General features: G+C 42.7%; 20 protein-coding genes and 3 pseudogenes. 22 read left to right on the top strand and 1 reads right to left on the bottom strand.

Going from position 1 to position 24,647, the window contains the following annotated elements; genetic code table 11:
- Positions 1 to 238 precede the first annotated feature (238 nt).
- The 4 genes from gpt to thiI all read left to right on the top strand — a co-directional run bounded on the left by gpt (position 239) and on the right by thiI (position 4,569).
- Positions 239 to 718, top strand: a complete 480-nt coding sequence (gpt, locus tag ACEYJ7_RS11110; RefSeq protein WP_373779164.1) for a xanthine phosphoribosyltransferase — start codon at positions 239 to 241, stop codon at positions 716 to 718.
- A 172-nt stretch (positions 719 to 890) separates the two neighbouring features.
- Positions 891 to 1,514 (top strand): guanylate kinase, encoded by a 624-nt coding sequence (gene gmk, locus ACEYJ7_RS11105; protein ID WP_373779163.1) that lies wholly within the window; start codon positions 891 to 893, stop codon positions 1,512 to 1,514.
- A gap of 116 nt (positions 1,515 to 1,630) precedes the next feature.
- Positions 1,631 to 3,025 carry a TolC family protein gene (locus tag ACEYJ7_RS11100; protein ID WP_373779162.1) on the top strand — a complete coding sequence of 465 codons (1,395 nt, stop codon included), beginning with the start codon at positions 1,631 to 1,633 and terminating at the stop codon, positions 3,023 to 3,025.
- Positions 3,026 to 3,120: 95 nt separating this feature from the next.
- Positions 3,121 to 4,569: a tRNA uracil 4-sulfurtransferase ThiI gene (gene thiI / locus ACEYJ7_RS11095; protein ID WP_373779161.1), complete on the top strand. Its 1,449-nt coding sequence runs from the start codon at positions 3,121 to 3,123 to the stop codon at positions 4,567 to 4,569.
- An 81-nt stretch (positions 4,570 to 4,650) separates the two neighbouring features.
- On the opposite strand, the gene ACEYJ7_RS11090 is transcribed toward thiI, so the two are convergent.
- A complete protein-coding gene (locus ACEYJ7_RS11090) occupies positions 4,651 to 5,394 on the bottom strand; it encodes a YdcF family protein (protein ID WP_373779160.1) in 744 nt (247 codons plus the stop codon).
- 120 nt (positions 5,395 to 5,514) lie between these two features.
- On the opposite strand from ACEYJ7_RS11090, the gene ACEYJ7_RS11085 reads away from it, so the two are divergent.
- The 18 genes and pseudogenes from ACEYJ7_RS11085 to ACEYJ7_RS11000 form a co-directional block, all read left to right on the top strand.
- A complete protein-coding gene (locus ACEYJ7_RS11085; RefSeq protein ID WP_373779159.1) occupies positions 5,515 to 6,144 on the top strand; it encodes an acetyltransferase in 630 nt (209 codons plus the stop codon).
- The gene (gene neuB / locus ACEYJ7_RS11080) at positions 6,144 to 7,184 is read left to right on the top strand and encodes an N-acetylneuraminate synthase (protein WP_373779158.1); all 1,041 of its coding nucleotides are present in this window, start codon (positions 6,144 to 6,146) and stop codon (positions 7,182 to 7,184) included. The genes ACEYJ7_RS11085 and neuB overlap by 1 nt, the downstream gene beginning before the upstream one ends.
- A 15-nt stretch (positions 7,185 to 7,199) precedes the next feature.
- Positions 7,200 to 8,465 (top strand): cytidylyltransferase domain-containing protein, encoded by a 1,266-nt coding sequence (locus ACEYJ7_RS11075; RefSeq protein ID WP_373779157.1) that lies wholly within the window; start codon positions 7,200 to 7,202, stop codon positions 8,463 to 8,465.
- Positions 8,465 to 9,625 (top strand): UDP-N-acetylglucosamine 2-epimerase, encoded by a 1,161-nt coding sequence (gene neuC / locus ACEYJ7_RS11070; RefSeq protein ID WP_373779156.1) that lies wholly within the window; start codon positions 8,465 to 8,467, stop codon positions 9,623 to 9,625. Before ACEYJ7_RS11075 ends, neuC begins: the two co-directional genes overlap by 1 nt.
- A gap of 33 nt (positions 9,626 to 9,658) precedes the next feature.
- Positions 9,659 to 10,864, top strand: coding sequence for a flippase (locus tag ACEYJ7_RS11065; RefSeq protein ID WP_373779155.1), 1,206 nt, complete (start codon positions 9,659 to 9,661; stop codon positions 10,862 to 10,864).
- Positions 10,861 to 11,787, top strand: coding sequence for a glycosyltransferase family 52 (locus tag ACEYJ7_RS11060; RefSeq protein WP_373779154.1), 927 nt, complete (start codon positions 10,861 to 10,863; stop codon positions 11,785 to 11,787). Before ACEYJ7_RS11065 ends, ACEYJ7_RS11060 begins: the two co-directional genes overlap by 4 nt.
- Before the next feature lies 1 nt (position 11,788).
- Positions 11,789 to 12,571, top strand: a complete 783-nt coding sequence (locus tag ACEYJ7_RS11055) for a glycosyltransferase family 25 protein (protein WP_373779153.1) — start codon at positions 11,789 to 11,791, stop codon at positions 12,569 to 12,571.
- Positions 12,572 to 12,574: 3 nt separating this feature from the next.
- Positions 12,575 to 13,759: a hypothetical protein gene (locus ACEYJ7_RS11050; protein WP_373779152.1), complete on the top strand. Its 1,185-nt coding sequence runs from the start codon at positions 12,575 to 12,577 to the stop codon at positions 13,757 to 13,759.
- Positions 13,759 to 14,643 (top strand): glycosyltransferase family 2 protein, encoded by an 885-nt coding sequence (locus ACEYJ7_RS11045; protein ID WP_373779151.1) that lies wholly within the window; start codon positions 13,759 to 13,761, stop codon positions 14,641 to 14,643. Before ACEYJ7_RS11050 ends, ACEYJ7_RS11045 begins: the two co-directional genes overlap by 1 nt.
- Positions 14,643 to 15,443, top strand: a complete 801-nt coding sequence (locus ACEYJ7_RS11040) for a glycosyltransferase (RefSeq protein ID WP_373779150.1) — start codon at positions 14,643 to 14,645, stop codon at positions 15,441 to 15,443. The genes ACEYJ7_RS11045 and ACEYJ7_RS11040 overlap by 1 nt, the downstream gene beginning before the upstream one ends.
- Before the next feature lie 329 nt (positions 15,444 to 15,772).
- Positions 15,773 to 18,238, top strand: a complete 2,466-nt coding sequence (gene cas3, locus ACEYJ7_RS11035) for a CRISPR-associated helicase Cas3' (protein ID WP_373779149.1) — start codon at positions 15,773 to 15,775, stop codon at positions 18,236 to 18,238.
- A 10-nt stretch (positions 18,239 to 18,248) separates the two neighbouring features.
- Positions 18,249 to 18,986 carry a type I-C CRISPR-associated protein Cas5c gene (gene cas5c / locus ACEYJ7_RS11030; protein WP_373779148.1) on the top strand — a complete coding sequence of 246 codons (738 nt, stop codon included), beginning with the start codon at positions 18,249 to 18,251 and terminating at the stop codon, positions 18,984 to 18,986.
- Positions 18,983 to 21,019: pseudogene (gene cas8c / locus ACEYJ7_RS11025) on the top strand (type I-C CRISPR-associated protein Cas8c/Csd1). The gene cas5c and the pseudogene cas8c overlap by 4 nt, the downstream one beginning before the upstream one ends.
- 25 nt (positions 21,020 to 21,044) lie before the next feature.
- Positions 21,045 to 21,893: a type I-C CRISPR-associated protein Cas7/Csd2 gene (cas7c, locus tag ACEYJ7_RS11020; RefSeq protein ID WP_373779147.1), complete on the top strand. Its 849-nt coding sequence runs from the start codon at positions 21,045 to 21,047 to the stop codon at positions 21,891 to 21,893.
- Positions 21,893 to 22,564, top strand: coding sequence for a CRISPR-associated protein Cas4 (gene cas4, locus ACEYJ7_RS11015; RefSeq protein WP_373779146.1), 672 nt, complete (start codon positions 21,893 to 21,895; stop codon positions 22,562 to 22,564). The genes cas7c and cas4 overlap by 1 nt, the downstream gene beginning before the upstream one ends.
- 19 nt (positions 22,565 to 22,583) lie before the next feature.
- On the top strand, positions 22,584 to 23,945 hold the full coding sequence (locus tag ACEYJ7_RS11010) for an HNH endonuclease (protein WP_373779145.1): 1,362 nt from the start codon (positions 22,584 to 22,586) through the stop codon (positions 23,943 to 23,945).
- Between the two features lie 296 nt (positions 23,946 to 24,241).
- A pseudogene (locus ACEYJ7_RS11005) lies at positions 24,242 to 24,439 on the top strand (CRISPR-associated endonuclease Cas1); the annotation flags it as partial.
- 26 nt (positions 24,440 to 24,465) lie between these two features.
- Positions 24,466 to 24,647: pseudogene (locus ACEYJ7_RS11000) on the top strand (hypothetical protein); the annotation flags it as partial.

The following is a 24,647-nucleotide window of genomic DNA, read 5'->3' as shown; positions in this document are numbered from 1 at the left end:
CAAATTTGGTCAAACCATTTCCACAATAAATTCGGTTTAAGTGTTTGAATTTCTGACATATTTCCTCCCGGGTATGACAAGCGGTCAGTTTCGTGTAAAATTTTGCAAAAAATCGATGATCAGAGCGATTTTATTGTAAAAAATTCTTTGAAATGATAGCACGAAAGTGCTTTTCAGGTTATTCTTAGGCAATTTTTTTTATTCGGTGGCACAGCCACTATTTTTTTAGGTAAAGTTTATGAGTGAAAAATACACAAACGAAAAATACGTCGTGACATGGGATATGTTTCATATGCATGCCCGTAAATTGGCGGAACGTCTGTTACCGTCTTCGCAATGGAAAGGCATTATTGCCGTTAGTCGTGGCGGATTGTTCCCTGCTGCAGTATTGGCTCGTGAATTGAGTATTCGCCATGTTGAAACGGTTTGTATCGCAAGTTACGACCATGATAGCCAAGGCGAATTAAAGGTATTACACGCAGCACAAGTGGAGAACGGCGGTGAAGGGTTTATTGTGGTGGACGATTTGGTCGATACCGGCAATACGGCGCGTGAAATTCGCAGAATGTATCCGAACGCAAAATTTGTTACCGTGTTTGCAAAACCGATGGGTGCGGAATTGGTGGATGATTATGTGGTTGATATTCCGCAAGAAACCTGGATTGAACAACCGTGGGATTTAGGTATAACCTTTGTGCCACCGCTTTCGAAAAAATAAAATTCCGTGTTAGGGACGCACTTGCGTCCTTAATTTTTTACTCTATTATTTACATTACTTAATCATCAAATGTAGGGACACACTGCATGTGTCCTCTGGTTAAACGGACATACTCACTCAGTGCGTCCCTACATTTATACAAGATTATTGTGAAAGCAATACTAAATAAACTATGAGCTTAGGAAATTTATATATCATTTCAGCCCCGAGCGGTGCCGGAAAATCATCATTAATCAATGCATTACTCGCCGATTTGCCCCGCTCGGAGGTCCAACTTTCCGTCTCGCATACCACCCGCATTCCCCGTCCGGGTGAAGAACACGGCGTACATTACTATTTTACCCGACACGATGAATTTAAAAACTTGATCGAACAAGGGCATTTTTTAGAGTGGGCGGAAGTGTTCGGCAATTATTATGGTACTTCGTTACCGATGATTGAACGTAGCCTTGAACAAGGGATTGATGTATTCCTTGATATTGACTGGCAAGGAGCAAGACAAATTCGTGAAAAAGTCCCGAATGTCAAAACCATTTTTATTCTGCCGCCGTCTAAAGCGGAGTTGGAAAAACGTTTGATAGGTCGTGGGCAGGATTCGGCGGAAACCATTGCCAAACGCATGAGCGAAGCGGTGTCCGAAATGAGCCACTATAACGAATTTGATTATGTGATTGTGAACGATGATTTTCAGGTTGCGTTGGTGGAACTTAAAAGCATTTTAACCGCTGAACGCTTGAAACAGGCAAGCCAAGCACAGCGTCATAATGCATTGATTTCACAGCTGTTAAACGGTTGACAAGCGGTCGGATTTCTGTAAATGTTTGCAAAAAATGAACGAGCGTTCATTTTTTGCTTTCCGAAATGAAAGGCTTTCTTTAAAATAAGCTACTATTTTTTAATATAGGGTATCGTATGCAACTTTCTAAATTGACACTCATTTTAGTGACTGCGCTGGCGGTCAGCGCGTGTTCAAACAGAATGAGCCAAGACGGTTCGCTTGAAAAAGCGCAACAAAATTATCAGCAATATCAAGATATTACTAAAGAATATCAAATTACCGAACAGTGGTGGTTGGGGTATAACGACAAGGAATTAAATCGTTTGGTGGAAATGGCATTAATCAATAATGTGGATCTTGCCAAAGCCGCCATTACGGTTAACAAAGCCCTTTATAATGCGAATTTGGTCGGAGCGGATTTAGTGCCGACCTTTAGCGGCTCCGAATCTTCCTCCGTTTCAAAAGGTACCGGTTCGCCAAGTACGAACAGCGTTTCTACCGGCACTTCAACGCTCAGTCATCAATTGGGCTTTAATTTAAGTTATACCTTAGATTTATGGCGTCGCTTAGCGGATACGGCAAGTGCATCCGAATGGGAATATAAAGCAACGCAACAGGATTTACAGGCAACCCGTTTGTCTTTAATTAACTCGGTCATCAGCAGTTACTATAACCTGGCGTATTATCAAGATGCAATTCGCGTGACGGAACAGAGCATTAAAAACTACGAACAAATCAGCAAAATTTTGAGCAATAAATTGAATGTCGGTGCCATTGATCAATTGAGCGTCGATCAATCGATTCAATCCGTGTTATCGGCAAAAAATACCTTGATCAGCTTGAAATCCGCACAGAAAAGTGCGGAGCAAACATTACGCAATTTGCTGAATTTGAAACCGAACGAACCGCTTGCAGTCCGTTATCCGAGCATCCTGAGCGTGAAATTGCAAGGTGTAGACATGAATGTGCCGGTGTCAGTCATTGCCGCCAGACCTGATGTCGTGGCAAGCTTACAGCGTCTGCAGAGTTCCTTCAAAACATTGACGGCAACGGAGAAAAGCTGGTTCCCGACCATTACGCTCGGCGGTAGTTTGAGCAGCTCCGCCTCTAAATTAGGCGATGTTACCGATAATCCGGTTGCCGGTGGTTCGATTTCATTTAGTTTGCCGTTCTTAGATTGGTATCGCGTGCAAAACAACATCAAAATTTCGGAAGAAAGTTATAAATCCGCTAAATTGGATTATGAGCAAACGGTCACAAGCGCATTGAATGAAATCGATACGTACTATGTCGCTTATCAATTGTCTCGCGACAGCTTCGACAATCTTCAGAAAAAATACGATTACGACCGACGTATCAGCGGCTACTACAAAAACCGCTATGATCAAGGGGTATCGGAATTACGTGAATGGTTAAGTGCGATTAATACCGAACGTAGCTCGGAACTTTCGTTACTCGAAACCAAATACACCATCCTCAAAAACGAAAATGCGGTGTATCAAGCCATGGCGGGTAAATACAGAAGATAATTCTGTATAACCTGACAAGCGGTGCGATCTTAGGAATATTTTGCAAAATATGCTAGGATCTCGCCGTTTTTTCTTTTCAAATATCACACAACCGTATGAAATTTATTATCAAACTTTTCCCTGAAATTATGATTAAAAGCGATTCCGTGCGTAAACGCTTTATCAAAATTTTAACCTCTAATATCCGTAATGTGTTACTGCGTGAAACAGAAAATGTGGCAGTAATTCGCAACTGGGATTTCATTGAAGTGCGAGCAAAAGTTGCTGAAGAAGCCCCACTCGTGTTGGATTTACTTAAACGCACCCCGGGTATTCATCATATTCTTGAAGTGGAAGAAATACCGTTTACCACAATGCACGACATTTTTGAGCATACCCTTGCGAAAGTAAAAGAGGAGTTAGAGGGTAAAACCTTCTGCGTGCGTGTTCGCCGTAAAGGTAAGCACGATTTCCGCTCGCTTGATGTGGAACGCTATGTGGGCGGTGGCTTAAATCAGCATATCGAGTCGGCAAGTGTGAAATTGACTAATCCTGATGTAACGGTACGTATTGATATTGACCACGACAAAATGTTGCTCATCAAGGCTCGCCACGAAGGTTTAGGCGGTTATCCGATTGGTACACAGGAAGATGTGTTATCGCTGATTTCGGGCGGTTTTGACTCTGGCGTATCAAGTTATATGCTGATTCGCCGTGGTTCTCGTGTGCATTACTGCTTCTTTAACCTTGGCGGTGCGGCGCACGAAATCGGTGTGAAACAGATGGCGTATCATATCTGGAGCCGTTACAGCTCGTCCCATAAAGTCCGTTTTGTGGCGATCAACTTTGAAAATGTGGTCGGTGAGATTTTAGAAAAAGTCGATAACGGACAGATGGGCGTAGTGCTAAAACGAATGATGGTACGTGCTGCCAGCAAAATTGCCGAACGTTTTGATATTCAAGCGATTGTGACAGGTGAAGCATTAGGGCAAGTATCTAGCCAAACCTTAACCAACTTACGCTTGATCGACAAAGCTTCCGATACTTTAGTGTTACGTCCGCTCATTACCCACGATAAAGAGCAAATTATCGCAATGGCGAAAGAGATTGGCACAGACGATATTGCCAAATCTATGCCGGAATTTTGTGGTGTGATTTCAAAGAATCCAACGGTGAAAGCGATTGAAAGCAAAATCATCGAAGAAGAAGGCAACTTCAACTTTGACGTTCTCGAACAAGCGGTGCAAAACGCCCATTATTTAGATATTCGTGAAATCGCTCAACAGACCGAAAAAGAAGTCGTATCCGTTGAAACCACTTCGGAATTAGGCGAAAACGATGTGATTTTGGATATTCGTAGCCCTGAAGAAGTGGATGAAAAACCGTTCAGCTTTGAAGGTGTTGAAGTCAAAGAGTTACCGTTCTATAAACTGTCTAATCATTTCGGCAGTTTAGATCAATCGAAAACCTATCTGCTCTATTGCCAACGTGGCGTGATGAGCAAGTTGCAAGCCCTTTATTTGAAAGAAAGCGGTTTTACCAATGTGAAGGTCTTTCGCTTCTGATTGAGAGACGGACTTTCCGACAAGCGGTGCGTTTAGGCGAAAAATTTGCAAATTTTTCATCAAATCGCACCGCTTGTATTTTTACTTTTCTTTCCAGTAACCAATCCATTCTTTTAATGCCAGCATGTTACTGTTCATGGCTCCCGCTTGAGGAACGAAGTACATGAAATTTAAGCCGTAAGTTGTCGGCGTTGCGCCTGAACCGACACTGGCGGGGAGAACTTCAAAGCCTTGTTTTTCAAACAACAGTTTGGCACGCTGCATATGCCATTGATTGGTTACCAAAATAATTTTGTGAATGCCTTGTTCGGCTAATATCGTTTTACTGAAAAGGGCGTTCTCTTGGGTGGTTTTGGCTTTTTCTTCCAACCATTGCGTTGGGACGTTGTAAAATAAGTCCAATTCTTTTGCCATCACGGCGGCTTCGGACGTATTGTTCGGACTGCTGCCGGTGATGAGTAGGGGTAAACCGGTTTCTTTTTGTAAATAAGCCGCATAACGGACACGCTCGACGGCGATTTGGTTGGTGGCGAGTTTGCCGAATAATTCTTTGCTGTCGCGTATTCCGCCGCCTAACAGTACGATGGCTTGGGCGGATTTATAGTCGTCCAACGTCAAGTTGTCTTCTTTAATTAGTGAATCGTTTAGTTTTTGTGATGTGTAGGGAATGCTGAAAACATACAGGATAGCGATGCCTAAAAACGTACAAAAATAACTGAGTTTTTTGAAGTGCAATCGTGCAAATACTAATGAGCACAGCCATAAAATGATGACATTAAACGGCGGTAAAATCATTGCGGTAAAGACTTTCGTGAGGGCAAACATGATTCTGTCAACGTAAGTAAAAGAGGTTTATTATTCACCATTCATGCGATCTTGTCTATTGTTTAACAAGGTGTTTGAAATTAGAATGGGAAAATTTTTGCGACAGCGTGGTAATTAATTATGCGAAAAAAAGTTGTTTTTATCGGTGCGGGCGGTTACGCAAAGTCCGTGTTGGATTCATTAGATACTACCCAATTCGAATTCTGCGGGTTTATCGACAGTTTTAAACCTGTCGGAACGCTTCATCTCGGTTTTCCTATTTTGGCGGAAAATATCGAAAGTTTTGCGGAACGTGATCAATACGCCTTTTTTATCAGTATCGGCAACAATGAGCATCGTTTGGAAAAGTTTTTAAAATTGCAACGGTTTAACTGTGAAATCATTAATGTGATTGATAAAACGGCTCTTATTTCCTCTTATTCAACGTTAGGCATCGGTGTATTTGTCGGCAAAATGGCGATCATTAACAGCGGTGTGACGATTGGTGATGATGTCATCATTAATACCAAATCACTTGTCGAACATGGTTGTAAAGTAGGCAATCACAGCAATATTTCAACAAATACGACACTAAACGGCGATGTGATTGTCGAAGATTATTGTTTTGTCGGCAGTTCTTCCGTCGTGACCGGTCAATTACGTATCGGTGAAAGCGCGATAGTCGGCGCCGGCGCTGTCGTTATTCGTAATGTCGAACCTCGAACCGTTGTGGCGGGGGTTCCGGCAAAATTCATTAAGGATATTAAATAATGTCGAAAGTATTTATTGTGGCTGAAATCGGCTGTAATCATAACGGGGATCCGCAGCTGGCAAAAAAAATGGTGGATGTCGCTAAAGCGTGCGGTGTGGATGCGGTGAAATTTCAAACCTTTAAAGCCGATAAGCTCATTTCAAAATATGCGCCGAAAGCGGAATATCAAAAAGTCACCACCGGCACGGCGGACAGTCAATTGGAAATGACCCGTAAATTGGAGCTGCCTTATGATGAATTCGTGAAGTTGGAAGCGTACGCCCGTTCGTTAGGTTTAGAGGTGTTTTCTACGCCGTTTGATTTTGAATCCATCGATTTTTTAGCTTCCCAACAACAAAAAGTCTGGAAAATTCCGTCCGGTGAATTAACCAATTTACCGTATTTGGAAAAAATCGCCCGTTTGCCGATTCCGGGGAAAACCATTGTGATTTCAACCGGTATGGCGACTATCGACGAAACGAAGGCATCATTAAAAGTGCTGGAAGATAACGGCATGGCGAAAAAAGATATTACGATTTTACATTGTAATACCGAATATCCGACTCCCTATGAAGATGTGAATTTAAACGCTTTTCATCAATTAAAAGCTGAATTTGCCGATTACAGTTTGGGTTTTTCCGACCATTCGGCGGGCTATTTTGCCGGCTTGGCGGCGGTGCCGTACGGCATCACGTTTATTGAAAAACATTTCACCTTGGATAAAAACTTTGAAGGACCGGATCACAAAGCGTCCGTGACGCCGGAAGAGTTGAAGTTGCTTTGCGAAGGGATTCGTGCGGTAGAAAAATCCCTCGGTTCATCAGAAAAATTGGTGACGAATTCCGAAGCGAAAAACAAAATCGTCGCGCGTAAATCGATTATTGCAGCACGTCCGATTAAAAAAGGTGACATTTTCACTACGGAAAACATCACCACAAAACGCCCGGGTAACGGTATCAGTCCGATGCATTGGTATGAAGTGCTGGGTAAAGAAGCGCAGCAGGATTTTGAAGAAGATCAATTAATTCAAGACAGTCGTTTTGAAAATCAACAAGTGTAACAAGTGGTCGGTTTTATGAGAAAAATTGCAATTATTACGGCGCGGTCCGGTTCAAAAGGGTTACCGAATAAAAATGTGCTGTTAGTTAACGGTAAACCGTTAATGGCGTATTCGATTGAAGCGGCGATTGAATCGGGGATGTTCGATAAAATTATCGTGTCAACGGATTCACAGGAGTATATTGACTTACTTTCCCATTATCCGATTGAGTTTATCAAACGGGCGGCGCATTTAGCCGGTGATAAAGCCAGCTCGTTTGTGGTGATTGAAGATGTGTTACAACAATATCAAACGACGGAATTTGATTACTTTATGTTGTTACAGCCGACGTCACCGCTTCGCACGGCGACGCATATTCGGGAAGCTTGTGAAAAATTCGAGAAAAATTTTGCGCAATTTGATTTTTTAGTCTCGGTTAGCGATGCGCATAAACCGACGACATTGACGCGTGTGATTGACGACGACGAAAGTCTGAAATATTTCCAATTGGATTATTCAAATTACGCCCGTCAGCAGTATCATCCCGAATATTCGCCGAACGGGGCGATTTTTACCGCAAAACCGGATGCATACTTGGTACAAAAACATTTTTACGGTGAAAAATGTATCGCCTATTTTATGGATAAATCCGTTTCCATTGATATTGATGACCGTCAAGACTTTGAATATTTCTATTATCTGATTCAACAACAGAACAAAGATAAAGTCTTGCTTGAAAGCATTACTAAAGAAATTCACTATAAGCAATCGTATTTTAATGCAGACAGCGATATAACCTTTATCGGTCATTCTCAGTTGGCACAATGGTATGTTGAAGAAATTAACGGGAATAAAATCAATAATTTGGCGATTTCCGGCATTACTGCCGAACAATATGATTCACTGATTCTGACACCTCATCTGAAGCGTGTAGCGCCGCGTGTAGTAATTTTATTGGGCGTGAATGATTTACGTCGCCAAGACACTTCCGTAGACAAGGCGGTAGCGTCGGTGTTAAAGGTCGTTGACGGTGTGAAGAAGCTAAATCCGCAGGCCGATATTTATGTCTTGGAATGCTTGAAAACGGTTTTCCGAGTGGATTGCAGCAATGCCGATATTGATGAGTTTAACCGAAAAATCACCCCTGAGTTACTTGAGCGTCATGTGAAGGTGGTGGCGTTAAATGCCGAATTTGAAGATAAATACGGCAAATTGGATATCCGCTACAGCAATGACGGATTACACCTTAATGACGAAGGTTATGCCAAACTGGCGCAAATTCTGAAAAAGGAAATTCGATAATGAAGCGTATTGCATATGTAACCGGTTCAAGGGCAGAGTACGGTATCGTAAAACGTTTATTGCAACGGTTACAGGATGACCCGGAAATTGAGTTTTCATTGATTGTGACGGCAATGCACCTTGACCCGCAGTACGGTAATACCGTGAATATTATTGAAAATGACGGTTTTATCGTGGCGGAAAAGATTCCACTGACCTTGGACAGTCAAAATAATCAGACGATTTTGCATTCAATGGCGGAATGTTTGGATAAGTTCGGCGCACATTTTCAGCAACATCATTACGATGCAGTGATCGTATTGGGTGACCGCTATGAAATGATGGCGGTTGCGACGGCAGCGGCAATGCATAATATTCCTTTGGTACATTTACACGGCGGCGAGCAAACTTTGGGCAATTACGATGAGTTTATCCGTCATTGCATTACCAAAATGGCAAAACTGCATTTAACCGCAACGGAAGTGTATCGTCAGCGTGTGATTCAGCTGGGGGAATTTCCCGACTACGTGCATAACGTCGGTTCATTGGGTGCGGAAAACAGTTTAGGGTTAACCTTACCGAGTAAAGCGGAATTGATCGAGCGCCGTGGGATTCCGACAACCCCGTATTTTATGGTGGTTTTCCATCCCGAAACCTTAAATGATCAACCAGTATTGCAGCAACTTGACGAACTGTTGGCTGCATTGGATTATTTTAAAGACCGTTATCAATTTGTCTTTATCGGTTCAAATTCGGACACCCATTCGGATTTGATTTTTGCCCGCTTGAAAGCATATACCGAGCAACACCGTTTCTGCTTTTTCCCATCGGTGAAACCGGAAGAGTATTTGGCGTTAATTAAATATTCGCAAGGGTTGATCGGTAACAGTTCCTCCGGTTTGATTGAAGCACCTTCATGCGGTGTCGGTACGATTAATATCGGTAATCGTCAGCAAGGTCGCGTGCGCGGTGAATCGGTCGTGGATGTTGAGATCAACCGAGAAGCAATTCGACGGGGTATTGAGATCTTGTTATCAAACGATTTCCAACAACGTTTGCCAAACATGATAAATCCGTATTACCAAGCGAATGCGATGGAAAACGCTTATCACGCGATCAAACGCTTCTTAGCTGATCCGAATAAGGACAAACCGAAAGGTTTCTATGATTTGAACGGCTGACAAGCGGTCAGATTGGGTTAAAATTTTGCAAATATGAAAGCCATAAAAGACAGCATCATTTACCTTGGCGGTGAATTGCTTTCCAAGTCCGTACCGATTTTATTATTGCCGTATCTGTCCAGAAAATTAGGTGTGGCAGGGTTTGGGGAACTCTCTTACTTTCAAACGTATCTCGCCCTATTTGCGATTTTAGTCGGGTTAAGCCAAGAGGGGGCCATTGCCCGTTATTTCTACTTTTACGGTAAACGCTCACTGAATTTAGTGATGGGTGCCGGTTACGCTTATACGTTGTTGACGGGCGGTATTATTTTGCTCGGTTGCTGGCTGGTGAAATCCGAAATTATGGCGTATGTCGCCGTCTCGGCGGTTTTTCAATCGCTGTTAGCGGTGCAGTTAAGTGTTCGACAGTGCCAAAAACAGGCATTGCCTTATGTCGTCATTCAACTTTGTTCCACGATCCTCTCTGCCGTGTTGACGGTAATGCTGTTGGAATATTACCAAAATGAGTTGGTCGAAAAACGGATTTTGGCGATCTTATTCAGCAATGCGGCGGTATTTGTGCTGGCGTATGCGTTATACGCCAAGCGCGCTATCCGTAAAACGTTTGGGGTAAATCGTTACAAAACGGCACTGTGGTATGTACTCGGATTCGGCGCTCCGCTCATTTTGCACCATGCCAGTATTTTCTTAAAAGGTCAGCTGGATCGTATTTTTATCTACCATAAATTCAGTGAAGCGGATTTAGGATTATATGCAATGGGAGCACAGCTCGCCGCTATTTTGATGATCTTAATTCAGGCGGTGAATAAGGCCTTGATCCCACACCTGTTTGAAGCGTTAAAGCAAAAGAAAATATCGGTAAAAGAGGTGCATAAATGGGCGTCATATTCCCTCATTCTTGTGCCGTTGCCGGCGTTGGTCATGTGGTTTATTCCGGAAACGTTCGTTGTGTGGCTGCTCGGTAGCCAGTTTGTCGGGACGAAGTACTATATAGTGCTGTTTTTAGTTTCAACCACCTTGGTAGTTCCGTATCTGATTTTAGTGAATTATCTGTTCTACTATGGTAAGAATACGTTGATTTCGTTTTGTTCGGTGTTATCCACCATCATTTATGTATTGAGTTTGATTTTACTGACGTTCACACAGATTCAATATATTCCCTATGCCGGTATTATCGGATCGCTCGCCATTTTACCGATTTTATATCTCATGACAGCCAGAGTGGGAAAAACCGTATGAATTTAATTATTTGTTGTACGCCGTTACAAGTGTTGATTGCTGAAAAAATTATTGAGCAACATCCGAACGAGCCTTTTTACGGCATTATGTTATCCACCGTGAGCAATAAAAAATTTGATTACTACAAACAACGTTTGGCGGATAAATGTGTCGAATTTTTTGCAATGGTGCAGGAAACCCAGCGCCTTAAATTGTTTAAACAGATTTTGCAGCTAAAGCGTAGATTCGGCGGAAAATCTTTTCATAAAGCTTTTGTTGCGAATATTAACGAACTGCAAATTCAATTTATTTTAAGTGCAATTCAATTTAATCAGTTAAATACGTTTGATGACGGTACAGCCAATATTATTCTGGGCAGTATTTTTTATACCAATAATCCGGATAGTTTAAACCGTAAACTGATCAACCGTTTATTAGGTAATAAATACAGCATAGATAGCTTGAAACGGCAATCCAGTAATCATTACACGATTTACCCGGAGTTGCCGAATATCGTTGAACCGGTCACCGCTGTCAATTTGGTTAAGCCGATAAGCGGCAATGTACAATCGGATGAAGTGACCAATATTCTACTCGGACAGCCTGTATTTCAAGACGATCAAAAAAATATTGCCTTGGCGAAACAGGTGATTGAGCGTTTCAATATTCATGCTTATCTGCCGCATCCTCGTGAAAAATATAAGCTGGATAATGTCCGTTATATTGATACGAATTTGATTTTTGAAGATTACATTACACAAGAGTTTGCCGATAAAAAATGTCGTATCTATACTTATTTTAGTAGTGCGGTATTAAATATTATGAATAAAAGCGACAATATTGAAGTAGTAGCATTGCGAATTGATGTTTCGGAGCCTTCTTATGTCGCTTGTTACAATTTATTAGAAAATGTCGGCGTAAATATTATTGATATTCGAGCATAAGATGAAAAAATATTTAATTTCATTGGATAAAGACCAAAAACGACGAGAACTCTTTTTCGCACAGGCGGATACACAAGATTTTCACGTGTTTTCTGCGTTTAATACCATGAATGAAGATTTGGCAGGATTAGCGCAACGTTTTGCGTTGCCGCAATTTGCCGCTCGTTATGAGCGGGAAGCCACGAAAGGTGAAGTCGGTTGTACATTGAGTCATTTGGGCGTTTATCGGCAAATTGCCGATGACCCGACGATTGCCGATGATGATTATAGTTTGGTGTGTGAAGATGATGCGTTGTTTCATCAAGATTTCCAACCGCATTTAGAGCGTATTTTGGCACAAGGTGTTTCTGTCGATATTTTATTGGTCGGGCAGTCCAAAATTGCGACATTTGATGATATTGAATTAGAAATTAACTATCCGACGACATTTGCATTTTTACAGCCAAAAGTGACCGCTTGTCCGTTTGCTGCGGTATATCCTTATAAAAATTATTTTGCCGGTACGGTCGCCTATTTGATAAAGAAATCCGTCGCCAAACAATTTTTAGCTAAAGTAAAAGAGAACGGCTTACCTTATTGGTTGGCAGATGATTTTATTTTATTCGGTGATCGTTTTGGATTGGATATTGCCGTCGTCCGTCCGTTAATGGTGATTGAAAATCCGCAGGTAAACAGTAATTTGGAATCGATTCGCGGTTCGATTGATCATAGTTTATTGGCAAAATTGCTGAAATACCCGTTAAAAAAAGTCTTGGCGGTCATTCGGAATTTAGGGAAGAAATAAGCAATGTCAGCATTCTTTAATCTGTTTTATATTTATGATCCGTGGCTGTTTCATTTTTTCCGAATGGCGTTTTTTACCGGAATGCTGGCTTTACTTTGGTTGGCGTATCAAGCGTATAAAAAAAATCTGCCGCAGGGCATTATCGTGCCGCTGGACAGTTTGTGGGTTATTTTAGGACTGATCGGCATCAGCATCATTCCGGTATTGCTGCACGGAACCAAAGAACTCGGCGTGATTATCATGTATTGTAAAACGCTGATTTTATTCGTGTTCGGTGTCGGTATTTACAATGTTTTTTACCGTCGCCCGAACGGGCAAGCACTGGTTGTGAGGGATCTGAAAATCGGTATTGCCGTACAAGCCGGTATCGGTGTTGTCGCATTGGCGGGACTTTCGTTTATGATTGATTTGGCATTATGGACTAACGCCGTATTGCCGGAGCGTTTTTATGGTTCCGAACAAGAGTATCGTTTGTACAACATTACTTCGTCTGCATTTTTCCAACTCAGCGTTTTTTATATCGTTTTACTGCATTTTTTACTCGCTTATAACGCGAAGCATAACAATATCAATAGTGTATTCCTGTTTTTATTATTGTTTATCGGATTAGTTTCCGGCAGAACCTTTTTATTTCTTTCGGTTGTGAGTATCGCCCTCTATTTCAAATGGCGTTATATTCCTGCACTTCTCGCTTTTGCCGCAATCTGCTTATTTTTAGCGATGAATTTTGCCGATAACAAATATGTAGAACATGCATTGGAACCCTTAATCAACCTATTATCCAATAAAGGTAGCATCAGTTCTTCAAGCGATAATTTAGTAAAAAACCACCTTTATCTGCCGCAGCTAAAACAAATTTTGATCGGTGATGGTTATTACTATACGCCGACCGGCGGATATTACGGTGCAACGGATTCCGGCTTTATCCGCCAAGCGTTATACGGCGGAATCGGTTATATGGCGGCGTGCTTTTTATTTATGTTCTATTTTGTCAGACGTATTGCGCAAAACTGGTTTGACGGCAGTTGGACATTTACCCTTTCTACCTTATTTATTCTCAGTGTATTAAATATTAAAGCGGATACTTACGCCTTTCCGGGACTCATGTTAGTGTTAGTGATGTTTTTATCTCTGTTCGGTACGCACGGCAAATCCAAATTATTCTTTGAAAGCAAGAGGGCTGTATAATGTTCAGTATTATTGTTCCGTCCTATAACCGTAAAGAGGAAGTTCCGCTCTTGTTAGCTGATTTAGAGAAACAAACCACCCAGAATTTTGAAGTGATCATTGTCGATGATTGCTCTAAACAGCCGGTTACATTGGACAGAACCTATGCATTTCCGGTCAAAATTATTCGTAATGAACAAAATCAAGGTGCGGCGGAAAGTCGCAATATCGGCGCTAAGGAAGCAAGCCGTGAATGGCTGCTTTTTTTAGATGATGATGATCGTTTCGCCGAACAAAAATGCGAGGTATTGGCAAAGGCGATTCAGGCGGAACCGCAGGTGAACTTTATCTATCACCCGGCAGAATGTCTGATGGTGAATGAAGGTTTTACCTATTTCACTCACCCTTATAGCAATCCGCAGGATCTCACCTTAGACAATATTCTGCAAGCCAATAAAGTAGGCGGTATGCCGATGATCGGTATTAAAAAAACACTGTTCTTTAAGGTCGGCGGGTTATCAACGGACTTATTGTCATTAGAAGATTATGACTTTATTTTAAAAGTGATTTCGGATGCGGATTTTATGCCGAAATATATCGACCAAGCGTTAAGCAAATGCGCTTTTCATACCAAACGAAACAGTGTGTCGACCAACACGAAAAATACCGAAAAAGCGATCCGAATGATTTACGCAAAATATGTGAAAACTCCGCAACAAGCACATAATTTTGTGTTTAACTCGTTTTATATGCTGGCATATCCGTATATTATGAATTTATCGCGTAATGCAGCGATATATTATTTTAAAATGTTCAAACACAGCAAAAAATTAAAATATTTAATTATTGCATTAATCACATTTATTTCGCCTAAACTTGCGATCAATATGAAAAGGTTTATTTAATGAAGTTTTCTGTTTTAATGTCTCTTTATATTAAAGAGAATCCCCAATATTTAACCGAATGTTTTGAAAGCTTAGTGACGCAAACGCATCCGGCTGATGAAATTGTTTTGGTTTTCGATGGCGCAATTACGGCGGAATTAGAGCAAGTTGTGCAAAATTTTGCTCAAAACCTACCGCTTGTTATCGTTCGTTTAGATAAAAACCAAGGTTTAGGTAAAGCATTGAATATCGGTTTAACCCACTGTTCGCACGAATGGGTTTTTCGTATGGATACCGATGATATTTGTGTGCCGGAACGTTTTGAAAAGCAACTTGAATTTATTCAACGACATCCGGAAACCGTTATTTTCGGTGGACAAATTGCCGAATTCGGTCAACATATTGATGACATTGTCAGCTACCGTCGCGTACCGACGGCTGCGACGGATATCGTTCGATTTACCCGAAAGCGCAGCCCGTTCAACCATATGACGGTCGCTTACCGTAAAAGCGAAGTGCTTCAGTGCGGCGGCTATGAAGATTTACAAGAGGATTACTATTTATGGATCAAGCTGATTGCGCAAAATCCGCATGTCGCCAATCTTCCTGATGTGCTGGTTTACGCCCGTGTCGGTAATGGCATGGTCGGTCGCCGCCGAGGCATCGCACAAGCGAAAGCCGAATGGCGCTTGTTTAAACTAAAACAGCGTTTGGACGTACAAGGTTGCTTTTCGGGTTTTGCGACTTTCCTCATGCGTTCCCTCCCGCGCTTATTACCCGTCTCTTTGCTAGAATATTGTTATAAATTTTTACGTAAATAGCTTCTCTCTCAACAAAGCTCACACTGCCGATAAAGCCGTGTGAGTTTTTTCTTTTCCTACCATTTGCAAAATTTCCGCCGAAAGTGACCGCTTGTAATAATACGTTATGCAAATATTTTTATACCTAATGGAGTGTTTTGTAAAATAGCACTTTTAAAGTAAATTTAGTTTCGATATTTCTCAGTATCGTCATGTTTTGTCTGTAAATATGGTTGTTTTCTTAAGATTATTCAGAATAATAGCAAGTAACCTTATCGAGCGTTATGACTAGCGAAAGGAGGAGATTGATAATGTTTAGTAACAAGTGTTTCTCTTATAGGTAAATAGATATGGACCATTTTATTGCTCATGTTCGAAAATCAGATAACGCTCCTCAAACAGTTTTTACTCACTTAAGTGAAACTGCTGAGCTTGCAAAGCTATTGGCATCTAAATTGGATTTAGGTCAAGCAGGAGAATTGCTTGGCTTGATGCACGATTTCGGAAAATACTCACAAGCGTTTCAGGACTATATCCAAGCAGCCACAGGCGTGAATCCTGATGTGGATGTGGAAGATACGCTGCCGAACGGCAAGAAAATCGATCACTCGACGGCAGGCGCACAATGGGTGTATGGCCGCCTGAAAAAATTTGGCGCACAAAACGGCATCGGTGAATTGGTCGGGCAAATATTGGGTTTGTGTATTGCTTCGCATCACGGCGCGGGGTTGATTGACTGCTTAAATTCCGAAGGCGAAGCGGTTTGGCGGACGCGTTTTTCAAAAGACGATGCACTCACGCATTTGACCGAATGCGAGCAAAATGCTGATGAAGCGGTCAAGCGGCAGGCGGAAGGTTTGGCTAATGAAGATTTGGTTAAATTGCTGTTAAAGCCGCTTGCAGCCATTTTGAAGCAACCGGACAGCAACGAAAAAATCAAAGAATTTCATCTCGGCTGCCTCACCCGTTTTCTATTCAGCTGCCTGATTGATGCCGACCGTATCAACAGTGCGGATTTTGAACGCGAAGCGCAAAAGGATTTGCGCCGTTTGACGCAAAAGCCCAACTGGCAGGAAGCCATTGATAAGCTGGAAACGCATCTAGCCGATTTTAAAATCCGTTACTCGATTGACCAAATCCGCCGCAATATATCCGATGCCTGTCTGAAGCGTGCTGCCGACCCGCAAGGTATCTACACGCTGACTGTGCCAACCGGCGGCGGCAAGACGCTGGCAAGCCTGCGTTATGCCTTGCATCATGCGCAAAAGCATAGCCTTGACCGCATTATCTATATCATTCCCTACACATCCATCATCGACCAAAATGCCGAAGCGGTACGCAAAATTCTCGGCGAAGATTGGGTTCTGGAACACCATTCTAATCTCGACCCCGAAAAACAAAACTGGCAAGACAAGCTGCTTGCCGAGAATTGGGATAAGCCGATTGTGTTTACCACCATGGTGCAATTTCTCGATGCCTGGTTCGGCGGTGGTACGCGCGGCGCACGGCATATCCACCCGATGACACGCAGCGTGCTGATTTTTGACGAAATCCAAACTCTGCCGGTGAAATGTGTGCATTTGTTCTGCAATACCTTGAACTGGCTAACACAATTCGGTAAATCTAGTGCGATATTGTGTACTGCTACCCAGCCTTTGTTGAATGAGTCCGGATTGGAAAAATTTCCCAAAGAAGAACGTGAAAAGGTGCAAAATCGAGGCTTGTTAAAACTTGCGGAAAATGCCGAGATCATGGGCAAAAACGATCAGTTAAACAAGCTGTTCGCCGATTTATCGCGCGTGGAAATCCACTATCAACCCAAAACCGGCGGTTGGTCGCTGGATGAAGCGGGCGAATTTTTATTGACGCAGTTTCAGATGGCCTCAAGCTGCCTGTTTATCGTGAATACCAAAAAATGGGCGCGTGATTTATACCAATACTGCCAACAGCAAAACGTGCCGCCCGAAGCCCTGTTTCATCTCAGCACCAATCAATGTTCGGCGCATCGCAAAGCCATTTTTGATGAAATCAAAGGCCGTCTGGAAAACAAACAGCCGGTGATTTGCATCAGTACCCAGTTAATCGAAGCCGGCGTGGATATTTCCATGGCTTGCGTCATCCGCGCGTTGGGCGGCTTGGATTCTATTGCCCAAGCGGCGGGGCGCTGCAACCGGCACGGCGAAAAAGACGGCAAAGGGCAGGTGTATGTGTTGAATCTGCAAGAGCCGAGCTTGGCGCAGGTGTTGCCCGATATTCATCAAGGGCAAATCCATGCCGAACACGTATTGCGTGAATTTGCAGGGCAGGATATTTTGCAACCCGATGCCATGCAGCGGTATTTTCAATACTATTTTTACAACCGCAGCGGCGAGATGGGCTATGCGGTTAAAAACAGCACTTCAGGCAGCCTGTTAGACTGGCTCTCCGACAATTCTTCAAATGTTTATGTGGCGAAAAACAATCAAAGAACCAAGCCGTTTCCGCTGCTAATGCAGTCATTTAAAAGCGCAGGGCAGGTCTTCCAAGCCATTGACGCGCCGACCCGTGCCGTGATTGTGCCTTATGGCGAAGGCAGGGAATTGATTGCTTCGCTTTGCGGCGAATGGAACCCGAAAGAAATGTACCGCACGTTGGCCAAAGCGCAGCGCTACAGCGTGAACGTGTTTCCGAATGTATGGAAAGAACTTGAAGAAAATCAAGCCTTGCAAGAGGTGCAGGCAGGTTCGGGTATTTACTATTTGAAAGACGGGCATTACACCGATGAATACGGCTTGTCGGTTGATGAAACCGGTATGATACCTATGTACAATTATTAGAGGGAGCAATATGAACAGCACAATTACTTTCCGCGTATGGGGGCGGCAGGCATTGTTTACCGACCCCGTTACCAAAATCGGCGGCGAAAAATTCAGCTACCAAGTGCCGACGTATGAAGCGATAAAAGGCATTTTGAAAAGCATTTATTGGAAACCCACACTAATTTGGCACATCGACAAAATCCGTGTCATGAAGCCGATTCGCACACAAAGCAAATCCACCAAACCCTTGGATTGGAACGGCGGCAATACGCTGGCGATTTATACCTTTCTGCAAGATGTGGAATACCAAGTACAAGCGCATTTCACTTGGAACGAATACTGGGAAGAACTCAAAGATGATCGCAATCTCGGCAAACATATGGCAATCGCCCATCGAATGTTGGAGCGCGGCGGGCGGCAGGATATTTTCTTGGGCACGCGCGATTGCCAAGGTTATGTGGAGCCGTGCGAATTCGGAAGCCCAGGCCGGGACGGCAAAGCAGGCTTTTACGATGAAATCGACAATCTCGATTTCGGGCTAATGTTCCACAGCTTCGGCTATCCTGAGGAAACGGGCAAACACGAGCTGGTCAGCCGTTTTTGGCAAGCGAATATGCAGTATGGCGTGATTGAATTTCCCAGTGTAAACGATGAAACAGGCCGTCTGAAAACCCGCTTTATTCGCGAGATGCAGCCTGAAAAACCGTTTAAACGCGGCGAAAACGTGAAGCCGGTGGAAGATGAAGCCAAGGAGTTGGGATTATGAGTTGGATGCAGAAATTGTATCGGACGTATGAGTTTGTCCAAAACCAAGGGCTGGATGATGAAGAATTAGCGTTGCCGTTTCATATTCCTAAAGCAGTTCATTTGAAAGTTGTTTTAAATGAGGATGCACAGTTAGTACGAGCAGAACGGTTTGATGGCAAAAAGCAAGTGCCTATTCAGGTAACGGAAAAGTCGTCAAAACGCGCTGGTTCAACTATAGCTTCTTACGCCTTACATGATAACTTGCAATATGTTGCTAAAACATCGAGTCAATATCTGACAATAGAATATCTTTCCAAAGTAGCAGAAAAAGATAATGGAAAAAAATGGAAAGCGTTTTTATCGGGCTCTGATGAAGAAAAACAAAAGTTTGCTGATGCAGAAAAAACCAAATATCAAAGCTGTTTTGAGTTTTATGAAAAACAGCTATCTGATTGGGCTGAGTTTAGTAATCTGCAAGAACTGAAAATTGTCTTACGATATGTGCAAAAAGGATCGCTTATCGAAGATTTATTAGAAAAAGAAATTTTCTCTTTTGAAAATAATATATTGTTTTCAGGCAAAGATGACCCGTTTGCTTTAATGCTTGTGTGGGCTGTAGAAATGTCTGATGAACCACATTCTGATTTGTGGAGTAAAAGTAATATAAAAAGCCAATGGATTAAATATCAAGAAAGTCAGTCTGAACAAGGAGATAAAAGCAAAGATTTGTGTTGCATAACAGGTGGCGAAGACTATCCGGCAGAAGCGTATCCAAAAATTGAGGGTAATGCCAAGCTGGTTTCTGCTAATGATACCGATGGCTTCACTTTTCTTGGGCGTTTTCTTACAGATAAGCAAGCCGTTGCTTTGGGGCGAGAGGTTTCTCAGAAAGCCTTTAATATATTGAAATGGTTAATAAAGCGACAAGGCATCCGCAACAGCGATCAAGTAACCGTTGCATGGGCGATTAGCGGAAAAGAAATCCCTTCGCCAATGAAAGATACGTTCGAGGAAATCGATTGGGACAATCTGGATACTAGCGTGGTTGGAGAAGAAATCGAAGCCACTATGCCGTCTGAAAACGCAAACGGCGCTATCGACTGGTCGGTCAATATCGGGCAACAAGCCGCCGCCATTATTAAAAAGAAATTGCACGGCTACAAAAAAGCGCTGAAAGAGCATGAGCAGATTTCCCTGTTGATGCTTGATTCTGCCACGCCGGGTCGTATGGCATTAACCTATTACCAAGAATTTCTGCCTGCCGATTATTTCGCCAATCTGGATGCTTGGATAGACGATTTTTCTTGGTATCAACGCCACAGCATTGAAAAGCCAAATGGCAAAAAAACAGATAAACAAACTATTTGGGCGTTCGTGCCGCCGTCTCCGGCTGTCATCGGCTATGCCGTTTACGGGCAGGCATTGAGCGATACCCTGAAAAAACAACTCTATGCCCGCCTGCTGCCCGTGATTTCCGGCGGCAAAAACGTGCCGATGCCTTACGATTTGGTGCAACAGAGTTTTCAGACGGCCTGCAATCCCAACGGCAGTGAACATTGGGAATAGCAACGCAATATCGGTGTCGCCTGCGCTTTATACAAAGGCTGGCACGCCCGTCATCAAAATCCATCACAACGGAGAACTTACCCTATGAGTTTAGATACGGAAAACCGCTCACGCGATTATTTGTACGGCAGACTGCTAGCCATCGCTGAGAACATCGAATCCTACGCACTTTATCTGGCGGAGGAAAAACGCGCCACTACTGCTGAGCGTTATATGCAGCGCTTTGCCGAACACCCGTTCGCCACTTGGCGCAATATCGAATTGGCGTTGAAACCCTATCAAGACCGCCTGCGCAGTCGCGGCAAGGATACGGGCACGCAAGCCATCGGCGAAATTATGGAGCTGTTCCAAGGCAATGATTTTATTTGCGACGAAAAATTAAGCGGCGAGTTTCTTCTTGGTTATCATTGCCAAAAAATGGAAATCAACCGCCAAATTGCCGAGCGCAAAGCTGCCAAGCAAAAGAAAACCGAAACTGCTGAATAACCCCAAACATTGAAAGGAAAACAACATGAGCTTAACCAAAAAAATCGACTTTGCCCTGATTCTTAAAGTCACCAACGCCAACCCCAATGGCGACCCCTTAAACGGCAACCGCCCGCGTGCCGACTTTGCCGGCTTTGGCGAAATGACCGACGTATGCCTAAAGCGCAAAATCCGCGACCGCCTGCAAGACAGCGGCGAAAGTATTTTTGTCCAATCCGACGAAAAGAAAACCGACGGCATGACCAGCCTTGCCAACCGTGCCAAAGACAAAGAAGTCGGCTTGGGGGCAGACGCATTTAATGCCAAAAAAGCCAATAAAGACCAAACCGCCAAACAAGCCTGCGAAAAATGGTTGGACGTGCGCAGCTTCGGTCAAGTATTCGCTTTCGGCAAAAGCGACGACGGCGCAGGCGTATCGATTGCCGTGCGCGGCCCCGTAACCGTTCAATCGGCATTCAGTATCGAGCCGGTCAACATCACCAGCACGCAAATCACCAAAAGCGTGAGCGGTGAAGACCCCAAGGAAGGTAAAAATAAAAGTTCCGACACCATGGGCATGAAACACCGCGTGGATAGCGGCATTTACGTCGCCTTCGGCGCCATGTCGCCGCAACTCGCCGAACGTACCGGCTTTTCCGACGCTGATGCCGAAACAATCAAAACAGTGTTAACCAAACTGTTTGAAGGCGATGCCTCATCCGCCCGCCCCGAAGGCAGCATGCAAGTGTTGAAACTGATTTGGTGGGAACATAACTGCAAAGCAGGGCAATATTCATCCGCCAAAGTGCACGGCAGCCTGAAAGTCAATTCAGACGGCAGCTATGAATTGAATAATCTCGATGGCTTGATTCCTGCCGAGATTGACGGCTTCTGATGGTGGGAGGTTTGCAATTTACCAAACAAACCCCACCGCTTGCAGGCGCAGGGGAACGGGATTTGCCCACCGTTTCCCTCTCCGCCCTGCAACACTATGCCTTCTGCCCGCGCCAATGCGCGTTGATTTACAACGAGCAGGCGTGGGCGGAGAACTATCTGACCGCGCAGGGGCGTTCGCTGCACGAGCGGGTGGATTCGGGCGAGCCGGAAACGCGCAAAGGTGTGCGCTTCGAGCGCAGCGTGCATATGTCGGCACAGCGGCTGGGCATCAGCGGCATTATCGATATGGTGGAACATGATTTGGTTTCAGGCAGCCTGAAGCCCGTTGAATACAAACGCGGCAAGCCCAAGCCCGAGCCGTTCGATGAAATCCAGCTTTGCGCGCAGGCGCTGTGTCTGGAGGAAATGACGGAGCAGACCATCGCCGAGGGCGCGCTGTGGTATATGCAAACCCGCCACCGCGTACCGGTAGCATTTTCAGACGGCCTTAGAGCGCAAACGCTGGCCGTTATCGCCCAAGTGCGTGAACTCTTGGCAAGCGGCCAAACCCCGCCGCCGGTGTACGGCAAGCGCTGCAAAGCCTGTTCGCTGGTGGAGATTTGCCAGCCGAAGTTGTTGGAGAAGGATAGGTCGGTGGGGTATGTGGAGGGGTTGTTTGGGGATGATTAATTAAATAAGGGCGATAATTGTGAGTAACTGTTATTTATGTAATGAAATTTTAACTACGGAAAATGATCATGGTGAACATATCTTCCAACAAGCATTAGGAGGAACATTAATAAAAAATGGCATTTTATGTAAAGATTGCGGAAATATTTTAGGCAAAGAGATAGATGTACCATTTGTTGAAATATTTAAAAATTACATATCTAGGTTGCCTATAAACTTTGATAGAAAATCGGAGAATAAAAATTTTACTGAAGAAGGAAATATATTTATTCCTGAACTCGATTTAACATTTAGATTTAGAATTAATAAAAATGATTTTTTGCCTGTTGGTGTTGATACCTTTATGCATGATGGCAAATTAATTATACTTTATCCTAAGGGTATGCCCGAAAAGAATCTTGAAGGACTTAAGAAAGGAAAAATGGAATATTTTAAAATAGACAATCCTGATAAAGTTATTGTTATTAGAGATTTTAATAAATATTCAGAAAACATATATGCCATTCCATTTAATCTAAAGAATATACCATACAAACAAGGTATGTCAAAAATAGCCATTGGATTTGCTATTGCAAATGGTGTTAAACGTGAAGAATTAGAATGTGTTTTGGATTCTGATAATCACAATATACGGCAAAAAATACCATTGTTACCGTATATGCCATGGGACTTTATAAATGGTGCAATTGAAGAAGTGCGATTTTCTAGTGATGATCTGCGTTATCTGTGTCATCAAGTTAAATTATTTAATCTAGAAAAAAGGCTATTTTGTTATATTGAGATTTTTGGGACTTTTCAATGTTATATACTTCTTAGTGAAAAATATAATGGTAAAGATATTAATCAATCATATATGCAACCAATTTTTCAATTGAGACGAGAGGAACTAAAATGTCTGCCAAGATATAAAGACCTTTTATTGTATAAACATCTATTACCAGAAGATGAGAAATTAGATTATACAGAAAGAACATTAAATAATATTAATAATGCAATTAGAAAACAGCCAAATGAATTGGATTTGGATGAATATTATTCGGATTTATTAAGCGCAGTTATTAATAATTGGATATTATTTGGTTCCGAGCAAGGTAAAAAATTTATTAAAGATGATGGATTAAGATTGTTTTATGAGAATAATCTTGAAACAATAAATAGTGATGACAATTATATAAATTTAAGTTATAGATTCCAATACTTAAGTTCTAATATTCATAAAATAAAAACGGATTGTTATTGGGAAGTGTTGTTTCTATTGCAAAACAGATGCAAAGAAAAGGTCTTCGAATATAATTCTAGAAAAATGAGAAAGCTAGAAGATATGATTAAGTTTATTCAAAATAACAAGGAACATTTTCAGGTTTGGAATACAGAATATTAGTAATATATAAAGTCAGCGTAGTTGGCAGGTTATCTGTTTTTTTATTCTACGGCGTCTGAAACCCTGATTTTTCAGACGGCCTAAAGCTGCTTTCAATGAATAAAACGCGTGCATGGCTTGTGCTACACGCATGGAGTAGGTCGGGCATAAATGCCCGACCTACTAAAACTGTTTTCAGGCGGGCATTGCTTATCTAATGCCTGTCTGAAAACAATACCTTATTTTTCAGACGGCCTAAACGTTAACTTGTTCCAAAAAACAAAAACTTCGGTCAAAATCAAAGGGGAATTCCAACCATGCGCAAGCTGCAAAATACGCTGTATATCACCACGCAGGGCAGTTATTTGCATAAAGAACGAGAAACCTTGGTGGTGGAGCAGGAGCGTAAGAAGGTGGCGCAGTTGCCGGTGCATTCCATCGGGCATATTTTCTGTTTCGGCAATGTGTTGGTGTCGCCGTTTTTGATGGGTTTTTGCGGCGAAAACAATGCCTCCACCATTGAATATATTTAAGGAGAAATATGATGAGTTTTCTGCAAGCATATTCTTTAGATTTGAATGAAAAAGTTAATGCGAAAGAGGCAGATATTGCTTATCAGAAAGGCTTGATAAGCAGTCAAAAAAATTTTCAATGTCCTCATCATGCATGTGGTATTGCGGTTACTTGTGCAAATTTGGAACGACCTAAATATAAAAGAAAGGT

It is taken from the genome of Glaesserella sp., assembly GCF_041814905.1.
Lineage (GTDB): Bacteria > Pseudomonadota > Gammaproteobacteria > Enterobacterales > Pasteurellaceae > Glaesserella.
Note: the sequence above shows the minus strand (reverse complement) of the source record. Positions and strands in the feature narration are given on the sequence as shown.

Bases quoted from the DNA above. Each gene is read 5' to 3' on its own strand.
- neuC (WP_373779156.1), top strand. From the start codon at position 8,465: ATGAAGCGTATTGCATATGTAACCGGTTCAAGGGCAGAGTACGGTATC.
- ACEYJ7_RS11065 (WP_373779155.1), top strand. From the start codon at position 9,659: ATGAAAGCCATAAAAGACAGCATCATTTACCTTGGCGGTGAATTGCTT.
- ACEYJ7_RS11045 (WP_373779151.1), top strand. From the start codon at position 13,759: ATGTTCAGTATTATTGTTCCGTCCTATAACCGTAAAGAGGAAGTTCCG.
- ACEYJ7_RS11085 (WP_373779159.1), top strand. From the start codon at position 5,515: ATGCGAAAAAAAGTTGTTTTTATCGGTGCGGGCGGTTACGCAAAGTCC.
- neuB (WP_373779158.1), top strand. From the start codon at position 6,144: ATGTCGAAAGTATTTATTGTGGCTGAAATCGGCTGTAATCATAACGGG.
- ACEYJ7_RS11100 (WP_373779162.1), top strand. From the start codon at position 1,631: ATGCAACTTTCTAAATTGACACTCATTTTAGTGACTGCGCTGGCGGTC.
- gmk (WP_373779163.1), top strand. From the start codon at position 891: ATGAGCTTAGGAAATTTATATATCATTTCAGCCCCGAGCGGTGCCGGA.
- cas5c (WP_373779148.1), top strand. From the start codon at position 18,249: ATGAACAGCACAATTACTTTCCGCGTATGGGGGCGGCAGGCATTGTTT.
- thiI (WP_373779161.1), top strand. From the start codon at position 3,121: ATGAAATTTATTATCAAACTTTTCCCTGAAATTATGATTAAAAGCGAT.
- cas4 (WP_373779146.1), top strand. From the start codon at position 21,893: ATGGTGGGAGGTTTGCAATTTACCAAACAAACCCCACCGCTTGCAGGC.
- ACEYJ7_RS11055 (WP_373779153.1), top strand. From the start codon at position 11,789: ATGAAAAAATATTTAATTTCATTGGATAAAGACCAAAAACGACGAGAA.
- ACEYJ7_RS11090 (WP_373779160.1), bottom strand. From the start codon at position 5,394: ATGTTTGCCCTCACGAAAGTCTTTACCGCAATGATTTTACCGCCGTTT.
- cas7c (WP_373779147.1), top strand. From the start codon at position 21,045: ATGAGCTTAACCAAAAAAATCGACTTTGCCCTGATTCTTAAAGTCACC.
- ACEYJ7_RS11050 (WP_373779152.1), top strand. From the start codon at position 12,575: ATGTCAGCATTCTTTAATCTGTTTTATATTTATGATCCGTGGCTGTTT.
- ACEYJ7_RS11040 (WP_373779150.1), top strand. From the start codon at position 14,643: ATGAAGTTTTCTGTTTTAATGTCTCTTTATATTAAAGAGAATCCCCAA.
- ACEYJ7_RS11075 (WP_373779157.1), top strand. From the start codon at position 7,200: ATGAGAAAAATTGCAATTATTACGGCGCGGTCCGGTTCAAAAGGGTTA.
- ACEYJ7_RS11060 (WP_373779154.1), top strand. From the start codon at position 10,861: ATGAATTTAATTATTTGTTGTACGCCGTTACAAGTGTTGATTGCTGAA.
- cas3 (WP_373779149.1), top strand. From the start codon at position 15,773: ATGGACCATTTTATTGCTCATGTTCGAAAATCAGATAACGCTCCTCAA.
- gpt (WP_373779164.1), top strand. From the start codon at position 239: ATGAGTGAAAAATACACAAACGAAAAATACGTCGTGACATGGGATATG.